The organism is Rhodococcoides kyotonense (genome assembly GCF_900188125.1).
Classification (GTDB): domain Bacteria; phylum Actinomycetota; class Actinomycetes; order Mycobacteriales; family Mycobacteriaceae; genus Rhodococcoides; species Rhodococcoides kyotonense.
In genome coordinates this window covers 50150-60460 of the sequence record NZ_FZOW01000027.1, presented here as the reverse complement: position 1 = coordinate 60460, position 10311 = coordinate 50150, and the positions used below count along the sequence as shown (strand labels likewise).

The 10311-nt window shown below is 63.1% G+C and carries 9 protein-coding genes; 7 read left to right on the top strand and 2 right to left on the bottom strand.

Going from position 1 to position 10311, the window contains the following annotated elements; all coding sequences use genetic code 11:
* Positions 1-495: 495 nt before the first annotated feature.
* Positions 496-1482, bottom strand: a complete 987-nt coding sequence (locus CHB96_RS27345; RefSeq protein ID WP_089252295.1) for a class II fructose-bisphosphate aldolase — start codon at positions 1480-1482, stop codon at positions 496-498.
* Positions 1394-2212 carry an IclR family transcriptional regulator gene (locus tag CHB96_RS27340; RefSeq protein ID WP_089252293.1) on the bottom strand — a complete coding sequence of 273 codons (819 nt, stop codon included), beginning with the start codon at positions 2210-2212 and terminating at the stop codon, positions 1394-1396. The genes CHB96_RS27345 and CHB96_RS27340 overlap by 89 nt, the downstream gene beginning before the upstream one ends.
* A gap of 248 nt (positions 2213-2460) precedes the next feature.
* On the opposite strand from CHB96_RS27340, the gene CHB96_RS27335 reads away from it, so the two are divergent.
* From CHB96_RS27335 to denD, 7 genes are read left to right on the top strand one after another with little or no spacing between them, the layout of a single operon-like run.
* Entirely contained in the window at positions 2461-2967 is a 507-nt protein-coding gene (locus CHB96_RS27335) for a MaoC/PaaZ C-terminal domain-containing protein (RefSeq protein WP_089252291.1), read from the top strand.
* On the top strand, positions 2964-3731 hold the full coding sequence (locus CHB96_RS27330; RefSeq protein ID WP_089252289.1) for an SDR family NAD(P)-dependent oxidoreductase: 768 nt from the start codon (positions 2964-2966) through the stop codon (positions 3729-3731). Before CHB96_RS27335 ends, CHB96_RS27330 begins: the two co-directional genes overlap by 4 nt.
* Positions 3728-5368, top strand: coding sequence for an acyl CoA:acetate/3-ketoacid CoA transferase (locus CHB96_RS27325; RefSeq protein WP_176444529.1), 1641 nt, complete (start codon positions 3728-3730; stop codon positions 5366-5368). Before CHB96_RS27330 ends, CHB96_RS27325 begins: the two co-directional genes overlap by 4 nt.
* A complete protein-coding gene (locus CHB96_RS27320; RefSeq protein WP_089252285.1) occupies positions 5365-6621 on the top strand; it encodes a CaiB/BaiF CoA transferase family protein in 1257 nt (418 codons plus the stop codon). Before CHB96_RS27325 ends, CHB96_RS27320 begins: the two co-directional genes overlap by 4 nt.
* A 39-nt stretch (positions 6622-6660) precedes the next feature.
* Positions 6661-7836 (top strand): DUF993 family protein, encoded by a 1176-nt coding sequence (locus CHB96_RS27315; protein ID WP_089252283.1) that lies wholly within the window; start codon positions 6661-6663, stop codon positions 7834-7836.
* Positions 7833-9245 carry a four-carbon acid sugar kinase family protein gene (locus CHB96_RS27310; protein WP_089252281.1) on the top strand — a complete coding sequence of 471 codons (1413 nt, stop codon included), beginning with the start codon at positions 7833-7835 and terminating at the stop codon, positions 9243-9245. The genes CHB96_RS27315 and CHB96_RS27310 overlap by 4 nt, the downstream gene beginning before the upstream one ends.
* Positions 9242-10222, top strand: a complete 981-nt coding sequence (gene denD / locus CHB96_RS27305; RefSeq protein ID WP_089252279.1) for a D-erythronate dehydrogenase — start codon at positions 9242-9244, stop codon at positions 10220-10222. The genes CHB96_RS27310 and denD overlap by 4 nt, the downstream gene beginning before the upstream one ends.
* The last annotated feature ends 89 nt before the right edge of the window (positions 10223-10311 follow it).

The window sequence follows — 10311 nt, the reverse complement described above, 5'->3', positions numbered from 1 at the left end:
GCACGCCTGTCACGCTCGTGCTGTTCCACCAAATGACGTGCAATCGCCTGCACGCCCGTCATCAGAACCGGTCCAGAATCGACGCGATACCGATCGGCGAGATTAGCCGACGGAGCCACCGCTTTTTCGTCGAGCTCAGTCATCTGTTCGAACACCGCCTTCCACGCCCTTGCGCTCAGGCTGGCCGCAAGGAGTACCGTTGGTCTTCGATGTTGCCGTGACGCGGTCAGACGGTCAATCAGTCACTGAAAATACGTGCCAATGGTCCATACAGTGATTCAGGTCACCCTCTTGAGTGGATCCTTGGTACACATCAGTCGTCATTCGATGCCATGCTCTCTGGCTGCTGGTGCGTCGCCGTTGCGAGACTCGATTGAGACGTCGGCCCCGGCGATCTGGAGAGTGTGTCCCGCGCGAAAGCCCCCTTTGACTGAACCGTCCCGAGGGTTCCTTATTCGCAGCCTTTACTCGAACGACCAGCACTTGCTTGTGCACTCACTCGACGGCCCCAGCGATCAGTCGGTGTGTACTCGAAACGAATACCGATGCGGCCTCCGACCAGTCCCCCAGTAGCCCGCCCAGATCGAGGCCGTTATCGCGCCACTGCTGCGCCTTGTCGGCCAAGGTGTGAAAAATGCTGTCCCGTAGTTCGGTATTGAAGTTGATCTTGCCAATACCGTGTGCCGGCGCCGCCGCCAACTGCCCATGCGGAATACCCGAGGCACCGTGCAGCACAAGCGGAATCGGTGACGCAGCACTCTGAATCGCGGCGATACGTGCCCAATCGAGATGCGGGGTGCCGGTGTAGTGGCCATGCACATTGCCCACGGCGACGGCGAGCAGCTGGGCGCCCGACGCCGCGAGGAACGCGGGCACGGCCGTCGGATCGGTCATGCCGGCCGTGGACTCCGCCGCGCTCTGTGCGATGTGCGCCCTGTCCTCGTCTCCGGCGAGGTTGCCGAGCTCGGCTTCGAGCACGATATCGGGGCCGACCAGACCGCGCACGCGCGTCACGAACGTCACGTTCTCCTCGTCGGGCAACGACGAGCCGTCGGCCAGAACGGCGTCCACCCCCGCCGCCACCGCATGCTCGATGAGCACGATGTCGTGGGCATGGTCGAGTTGCAGGCTGACCTCGACCGAAGCGTCGTCCGCCACGGATCGAAGCGCTCGGATAAATCGTGCACCAGACACCCCTTTCGCCGCAGTTGGCGGAATCAGAAGGATCACCGGACGCGACATCCGCTCACTGGCAGCGACGACGGCCTGAGCGGTCGTCAGGTCATAGACGCTGATCGCAGGAACGGCAGCCTCGCGGCGTAGGGCGGCAGCGACGATTACGGACAGATCGGCACGCAACTTAATTTCTCCTGTACTCGTCGGGTCGACGCCGTCAGGCGCTGAGGCCCGCGAAGTGGCTCTTGAGCTGAATGTCGTTGGCGAAACTTCCTGCAAGGCCGGATAGTTCGACTGCAGCGGCATGGAGTCCCGGCGCAAGCACATCCATTTTGGCGTCGGTCAATTGCAGCGATGGCCCAGCGATGCTGACCACTCCCAGGGCACGCCCATTGGACGAATCGGCGATGGGTACCGCCATTGCCGAGATACCCTCTTCGACACTGTCATGGACACGCGCCCATCCCCTGGTCCTGGTGTCGTGGATCAAAGCCAGAACCTCAGTGAGTGTCGTAGGCGCATTGTGGCCGACCTCGTGCCGAAGATCGATCTCCTGTCTCGCAACGAAGCTCACTGCATCGTCGTCGGACATACCCGACAACCACGCAAGACCGCTGGCCGACGTCGCCAGGGGAATCTCGGAACCGTGGTCCACGTCGGGGTCGTAGCGTAGCCCTGCTCGCGCCCCCTGCGTCCGTGCGACCCACACCAGCTTCTGCCCGTCCACAAGACCAAGACGTACCAGCTGCCCCGATTCAGCGGCGAGACGCGAGAGTATCGGCAACGCGAGTTCGAAGACGGTGCTGCTGGCGAGGTGCCGTAGGCCAAGGCTGACGATCCGCAGCGTCAGCGCATAGGTTCCCTTGACCTCGTTCTGCTGGACAAAACCCTCGTCGATCAGAGTCAACAGGATTCGATGCGCTGCACTCTTGGGCAAGTCCACGTCATCGGCGATCTTCGTCAACGGCAGTCCGTCTGCGGAACCCACAAGAGTCTGCAGAATAGCCAAACCACGGGGCAGAGTCCCGGTCGCCATACAGTCACCCTCCTTCTCTCAGTGCTCGGCGGTCACCCTGACACGAAGCTGGTCGCGTTCTTCCAACGGATTGACACTCAATTCAGAACAGTGTTCCATATTGGAACAGAGTTCCGCTAGTGAACGAGGTCACAAGGTCTAGCCGATACGGTTCTCGGCACACGGAGTCCGGCCATCCCAGCACTCACCCATGCGAACTCTGCAACTACGCGAACGGATCGCACGACCATGAAGGGAACGCAAACCACATGAGCAACAAGATTCCGAGGCAAGGACTTCTCTACGAAGACCTTTACGTCGGACTTGCGTTCCGCAGCCCGGGTCGCACGATCACCGACTACGACATCATCGGATTCGCAGGTCTGACCGGCGACTACTCCGAGGTGCACACGAGTGACGTCTACGCCCAGTCCAGTCAGTTCGGCAAGCGCATCGCACACGGAATGATGGGCCTCGCCTACGCACACGGGCTCATGTGGCCACGCACCGAGATGCTGCGCCACACGGCAATCGCGTTCCTGGGCATCTCCGACTGGCGCTTCGTCGCGCCGATCTTCCTCGGCGACACGATCTTCGTCGAATACTCCGTTGCCGCGATGCGCGACAGCAAGTCCAATCCCGAGCAGGCGATCGTCACATTCGACGTCCAAGTCGTAGATCAGGACGGACGGCTCTGCCAGCGCGGTCAGAAAGTGGAACTGCTCTCGAAAGTGCCCCTCGACGGCGTTACGGCCAGCGGAGCGCACAACGAATGACAACTCACTCCAAGTTCACCGGCAACTGCGCTTTGGTCACCGGCGCAGGACGGGGCATCGGCCAGGCGATCGCCGAACGTCTCGCCGCCGACGGCGCACATGTTCTGATTGCCGACATCGACCACGTGCGATCCACCAAGGTCGTGAAGCGCCTTTTGGATCGAGGGCTGTCCGCGGAAGCATTGACGTTGGACGTCAGCGATGTCCGAATAGTCGAGCTTGCGGCGAAAATAGGCGCTCTTGACATCGTCGTTGCCAACGCAGGCATTCAAACCTTCGCTCCCGCCGCAGCATTGACCGTCGACGAGTGGAACCGCGTGCTCGATATCAACGCGCGAGGCGTGCTGCTCACCCTCCAGTTGGCGGCGAAGTGCCTTGTCGACGGTGGATCGATCGTGACTGTCGCGTCGATCCAAGCCCATCTTCCGAATCCGCTGTCAGCGCACTACGCGGCATCGAAAGCCGCCGTTCTGAGTTTGACTCGAACATTCGCGACTGCGCTTGCACCGCAGGGTATTCGAGTCAACGCAGTCGCACCGGGACGCATCGACACCGACCTGTCGGAGTACGCCAGTGTCGAGGTCGGCAAGATCACCGGCGAAGATGCCGACGAGACCCTTCAGCGTCGTATCTCCACGAACCCGCTGGGTCGAACGGGCACGGCCGACGAAGTTGCCGCAGCCGTAGCGTTTCTCGCATCTGACGACGCGTCCTACATTACTGGCGAATGCATCAACGTGTGCGGAGGGGACGTGATGTTGTGACCCGCATCGAACTGGGATCGGCCCCGTCCGGACTCCGGGCCCATGGCCTCGTCCTGTCGCCCGAGGACGCGGCGGCGCTCGTTCCGGCGGGCTCGACAGTGGTCGTAGGCGGCACCGGATCGCTGCTCCAGGTACCCGAGACACTACTGACCGCAGTCGAACAGCGATGGGAAGCAGACGCTGCTCCCCGTGACCTGACCGTCGTCCACGTCATGGGACTCGGCGACCACGAAGGCCGCGGCATCGACCACATCTCCATCCCGGGCCTCGTCACACGTTTCATCGGATCGCATTTCGTGCTGTCCCCGCGGCAACAGAAGGTCATCGCCGACGGTTCCGTCGAGGCGATCGGCCTTCCCGCAGGCACGATTTCGCTGATGTATCGCGAGATCGCCGCCCGCAGGCCCGGTCTGTTCACCGACATCGGACTCGACACATTCGTCGATCCGCGCCACCAGTGGGGGCGGATGAACGAGCAGACGACCACCGGACTCAGCGAGGTCGTCACCATCGGCGACGAGGAATGGCTCTTCTACCCACGCTTCGATCTGGACGTAGCACTGCTGCGCGCGACGTCTGCCGACGCAGACGGCAACATCGCCATGGAGGACGAAGCAGCCGTCGGCGACAACTTCGCCATCGCGCAAGCCGTCCACAACTGCGGCGGCATCGTCCTCGTCGAGGTCAAACGGTTGGTCGAGCGAGGTGCTATACCCGCTGGGCAAGTGCGTATTCCAGCACCGTTCGTCGATCACGTGGTCGTCACCGACTTCCCCAACCAGACGCCGATCACCGTCTCCGACGCTCGCCGAACCGGAGCGGTGCCCAATGCACCGACGGTCGTCGACGCACTCCCGTTCGACCACCGCAAGGTCGTCGCGCGACGCGCGGCAATGGAGGTCGCCGAGAGCGACCTCGCGAACCTCGGCGTCGGGATGGCCAACGGGATCAGTTACGTCGCACTGGAAGAAGGCTTCCTCGACAGGTTCACCTTGACCGTCGAGCAAGGCATCTACGGCGGCCTACCTGGAGTCGGACTCGATTCCGGCACTGCGATCAACCCGTCGTCGATCGTGGATATGCCGAGTCAGTTCGACATCTACGACGGCGGCGCATTGGATCTGGCCGGACTTGCATTCGCCGAGATCGACAAGCGAGGCAACGTCAACGTCGCGGTCGTCGGGACGACGCCGATCGGCCCTGGCGGGTTCATCGACATCAGCCAGAAGGCAAGAAATCTCGTCTTCTGCGGAACACTGTGTGGCGGCGGGCTCGTCGAACACATCGAGGGCGGCGAGGTGCGGATCGACCAGGAAGGCCGTTACTCCAAGTTCGTCGACACGGTCAGCCACGTCAGCTTCAACGCAGAGCGTGCACGTCGCACCGGGCAACGAGTTCTGTACATCACCGACCGAGCAGTCTTCCAGTTGGTCGAGGATGGTGTCGAACTGATCGAGGTAGCTCCCGGCGTCGATATCGAACGAGACATTCTGAGCCGCATGGCTTTCGAACCGATCATGCGCTCACCGAAAATCATGGACCGGCGGATCTTCGAACCCGGAGTCGTGGGAATTTCTCCCCTTCCTCCGCGATCGACGGGACGCCGCCAGCAGCAAGAAAGGATGCTCCGCGCATGACAGATGCATTCGCAGGGGTACGTATTCTCGACTTCACCCAACTCGAGCAAGGACCGTCGGCCACTCAGGTACTGGGCGACTTCGGTGCGGAAGTCATCAAGGTCGAGCGTATCGATGTCGGCGAAATCGGCCGAGATCAGCCGCCCTTCATCGGCGGTAATTACAGCCCGCACTGGTCGGCGACGAATCGAAACAAGAAAAGCATCAGCGTCGACCTCAAGTCCGATCGCGGTAAACAACTGATCTACGACCTCGTGCGAGACGCCGACATCGTGGCCAGCAACTTCCGCCCCGGAGTGATGGACCGCCTCGGTTTCGGTTGGGATCAACTGTCCGAGATCAATCCACGCATCATCGTTGCGTACGCATCCGGGTACGGCATCTCGGGGCCATACGTGCACCGTCGTGGTCAGGATCTTGCAGCGCAGGCGATCAGCGGACTGATGGCGCTGACCGGCACCAGTGAGACGGGGCCTGTTCCTACCGGCACGTTCATGATCGACTACCTCGCCTCCATGCAATTCGCACAGGGCATGATGATCGCGCTCGCCGCTCGCGAGAAGACCGGCCGTGGACAGGTCGTCGACTCCAACCTGATGAACGCAGCCATCACCAGCCACCTGCAAGAAGGCACGACGTACCTCAACACCGGACAGCAGTACCCACAACCCACCAAGGGAATTGCCCACGCGCACAACACCGCGCTCTACGGGTACTACGAGGCGTCCGACGGCTTGTGGTTCACTCTGATCGGCGAGTTCTACGTCGACCAGCAATGGCAGCGCGCGGCGCGCGCCTGCCGTCTGTCGCAGGACATTGTGGAAGACAGTCGCTTTCAGACCATCGAGGGACTGCGCGAACACACCACCGAAACACATCAGCTGCTCGAGGCCGCGATCCGCACCTTCCCGCGGGACGAGATCATGAAGCGGTTCGAAGACGAGGATGTGCTGGTCGCACCCGTCAACGACTACGACGACGTATTCGTCGATCCGCAGGTCGCTCACAACGGACTCGTCCTCGAAACCGACATAGACGGGATCGGTCCCGTCAAGTTCGTCGGCATGCCGATCAAGTTGTCCGACACACCGGGACGTCTGCGCCATGTGCCGCCGAAGGTGGGACAGCACAACGAAGAAGTCCTCACGGCCGCAGGAATTTCCGAGGATGCCATCGCAGAACTCAAGGCCGCCAACGTCATCGGCTCCGAGAACGACCGCGAACGCGCGGGCGGCCCCGGTGCTTGGTCCTGACACCCGACCACCTCGAACACGAACAACGAAGAAGGACGAATGAGCACCCCCACCGCATTGAAAGTCAGCCTGCCCACCGTCGATGGCGGACAGGCTCCGCACACGATGCACGAGCCGATCGACTACCCGAAGCACCCGGCGCCCTTCACTTCTCGCCGAGTCCTCGCTGCCGCGCACGTCGTTGCGGACACGCGCGGAAACTACACTCCCGGTGAGGTCCCCCCGATCGACTGGGAAGCGACCATCGCGTTCCGCAAGCACCTCTTCAGCTACGGAATCGGCATCGCCGAGGCCATGGACACCACCGAGCGTGGCCCTGGCGGTCTGAACTGGACGCAGGCACAGGAACTCATCCGTCTCGGCGTCGCAGCGGCCAAGGAAGCGGGAGCGGCCGTGGTAGCCGGCGCCGGCACCGATCAATTGACCACGGCGAAGCCAGAACTGGGCGCCGTCGTCGACGCATACCTCGAGCAGCTCGAATTCGTCGAGCAGCACGGAAGCGCCGCCGTAATCCGCGCCAGCCACGCACTCGCGGCAGCCGCGACGTCGTCCGAGGACTACCTCTCCGTCTACGGCCAGGTGCTGTCGAAAGCCTCCCGCCCCGCGATCGTGCACTGGCTCGGCACGGGCTTCGATCCGTCGCTGGCAGGCTACTGGGGCCACGACGACGTGATGGCTGCCATGGACGTCGTCGTGCAGATGGCTCGCGAGAACGCCGATCACCTCGAAGGCATCAAGTTCAGCCTCCTCGACCACGAGCTGGAGAAGGAATTCCGCCGTCGCCTGCCCGAGTCCGTGAAGGTGTTCACGGGTGACGACTACGGATACACCGACCTCCTGCTCGGTGACGACACCCACCACAGCCACGGCCTGCTGGGCGTGCTCGACCCGATCGCACCGATCGCCTCCAGCGGATTCGCAGCACTCGACGCCGGCGACAAGGAGAGCTTCGAAGAGATCATGAACCGCTCGATCCCCATGGCCGTGAAGATGTTCGAGCGCCCCGCGGACCGCTACAAAGTCGGCTGCGTCTTCGTGGCGTGGCTGTCCGGACACCAGAATCACTTCCGCATGGTCACCGGACGCGAAGGCCTGCGTTCGCTCCAGCACCTGAGTAATCTGTTCCGCCTCACCGACGAGCTGGGCCTGTTCCCGGACCCGGAGCTCGCTGCGCACCGTATGCAGCTGCTGCTGTCCATGGATGGTGTTCGGTGACAACGTCCTTCTCCCCTCGGACGTTGCCGCCGGTCCGCTCGGTGTCCGGCAGCGATGTCCGGGACGCCTCGGTGGGTGGCCGTCGGGTCGTCGTCCTCGATGACGATCCGACCGGCACCCAGACGGTGCGGGACCTCCCCGTCCTCACAACGTGGGCTGTCGACGACATCCGCTGGGCCCTCCAGCAGAACACTCCCGGTTTCTTCGTCCTCACCAACAGCCGTAGCCTCGACCCGTCCGAGGCTGCCCAGCTCAACGAAGAGATCGTGCGTGCGTCCCTCGAAGCCGCCGCACACGAAAATGTCGACTTGGCTTTCGCGAGCCGCAGCGACTCCACTCTTCGTGGACACTTTCCCCTCGAAACCGATGTCATCGGACGGGTCGTCGCAGACGCAGGCAAGGCGATCGACGGCGTTCTGCTCTCGCCCGCCTACATCGATGTCGGCCGATACACGATCGACGGCACACACGTGGTCACGTCCGCCGACGGTTTGATTCCGGTGGCGGACACCGAGTTCGCACGCGACGCAACGTTCGGATACTCGTCGTCCCGACTGCGTGACTGGGCCGTAGAGAAGAGCCAGGGCGCGATCTCCGCCGAAGACGTACTCGAATTGGGTATCGACGAAATCCGGAGCGGAACAACCGAATCGATCGCCTCTCGTGTTGCCGAGGCACGGAACGGCCAGATCGTCGTACTCGACGCGGTCACCGACGACGACCTTCGTGCCGTATCTCTGGCCGTCGTCGCCGCCGAAAAAGCCGGTTCTTCGTTCGTCTACCGCATCGGACCATCCTTCGTGCGCGCACGCGTCGGTCAGGAAGCGGCACAACCGATCGACGACGCGACCCTCGAGTCGCTGGTGTCACGGGACACACACGGACTCATCGTCGTCGGCTCACACGTCGGCCTCACGAGCCGACAGCTCGCCGCACTCTCCGACCGTCGCGAGTTGGTCCGCGTCGAACTGGATGTCGAAGCAGTTCTCGATCCAACCCGTAACACCGCGCACCTCGACGCCACGGTCGCTGATGCGGCTGCGGCGCTGAAGGATTCGCTCGTGGTGGTCAGCACATCTCGGACGCTCGTGACCGGTGCAGACCGGGACGCGAGCCTCGACATCGCCCGCACGGTGAGTGCCGCACTGTCGCACGTAGTCAACCGGGTGGTCGAGCTGAACCGACCGTCGTACGTGATCGCGAAGGGCGGCATCACCTCCGCCGATACCGCGACCAAGGGACTCGGAATCACTCGTTCCTGGATTCGAGGCTCACTGCTTCCCGGAATCGTCTCGCTGTGGGAACCGGTCGGCGGCAACGCAGCCGGGCTTCCGTACATCGTCTTCGCCGGCAACGTCGGCGACGACAACTCTCTCGCCGACGTCGTCGACAGACTGGAGCTCTCATGACCACCCGTATCGCAATCACCGGCGGCGCAGGCTTTCTCGGCACACTGCTCGCACAACGTCTGCTCGCAGCCCCGATCTCCGTGGGCGGAGCGGCCCCAGCCGACGTAACCGAACTCGTCCTCGTCGATCTCGTCGAGCCCCTCGAATCACTGAAGAGCGACCCGCGCGTAAGCGTCATCGTCGGCGATCTCGACACCGGCATCGCCGACCTCGGCGACTGCGACGCGATCTTCCACCTCGCCGGCGTCGTCAGCGGCGCTGCCGAAGCCGATTTCGATCTTGGCATGCGCACCAACCTGGACGGCACACGAAAGCTTCTCGATCACGCACGTGGACAACAGGTTCCGCCCGTTGTGGTGTTCTCGAGTTCGCTCGCTGTGTTCGGTATCGACCCGTACGTCGGCGCCATCGGCACGGTCGACGACGACACGTTGCCGCGCCCGCAGTCCAGCTACGGCATCCAGAAGTTCATCGGTGAGCAGTTGGTCGCCGACTACACGCGTAAGGGCTACGCGAGAGGTCGCACCGTTCGGCTGATGACGGTGTCGGTTCGTCCCGGCAAGCCGAATGCCGCGGCGTCGAGCTTCATGTCGGGAATCATCAGGGAGCCGATCGCGGGAGAGAAGGCCACCTGCCCGATTCCGCCCGACTTCCCCATCGCACTGTCGTCGCCACGTCGCACCGTCGACGGGCTCGTTCGCGCCGCGAGCGTAGACGACGACGCGTGGGGCAGCCGCACCGCGATGAACCTTCCTGCCCTCACCACCACGCCCGCAGAGATGGCGAAGGCACTCGATCTGGTCACCGGCAAGGCCACGAGCGACCTCATCGCGTGGGGCGAGGACTCTGCCGTCACCGACATCGTTGGAAAGTGGCCTTCCCGCTTCGTCACCCCACGTGCCAGCGCGCTCGGGCTCGAAGCCGAGCAGTCGTTCGAAGGCATCGTTCGCGAGTACATCGCCGACTTCGTCGACTGACCGATGAACCCGGCACCCCGAGATCCGCTCACCCCGAACAGCACCGAGGAGTACATATGTCCACGCACGAACACCAGAACAGGAGGACG

Bases quoted from the DNA above. Each gene is read 5' to 3' on its own strand.
- CHB96_RS27320 (WP_089252285.1), top strand. From the start codon at position 5,365: ATGACAGATGCATTCGCAGGGGTACGTATTCTCGACTTCACCCAACTC.
- CHB96_RS27345 (WP_089252295.1), bottom strand. From the start codon at position 1,482: ATGCCGCTGCAGTCGAACTATCCGGCCTTGCAGGAAGTTTCGCCAACG.
- CHB96_RS27340 (WP_089252293.1), bottom strand. From the start codon at position 2,212: ATGGCGACCGGGACTCTGCCCCGTGGTTTGGCTATTCTGCAGACTCTT.
- denD (WP_089252279.1), top strand. From the start codon at position 9,242: ATGACCACCCGTATCGCAATCACCGGCGGCGCAGGCTTTCTCGGCACA.
- CHB96_RS27330 (WP_089252289.1), top strand. From the start codon at position 2,964: ATGACAACTCACTCCAAGTTCACCGGCAACTGCGCTTTGGTCACCGGC.
- CHB96_RS27335 (WP_089252291.1), top strand. From the start codon at position 2,461: ATGAGCAACAAGATTCCGAGGCAAGGACTTCTCTACGAAGACCTTTAC.
- CHB96_RS27315 (WP_089252283.1), top strand. From the start codon at position 6,661: ATGAGCACCCCCACCGCATTGAAAGTCAGCCTGCCCACCGTCGATGGC.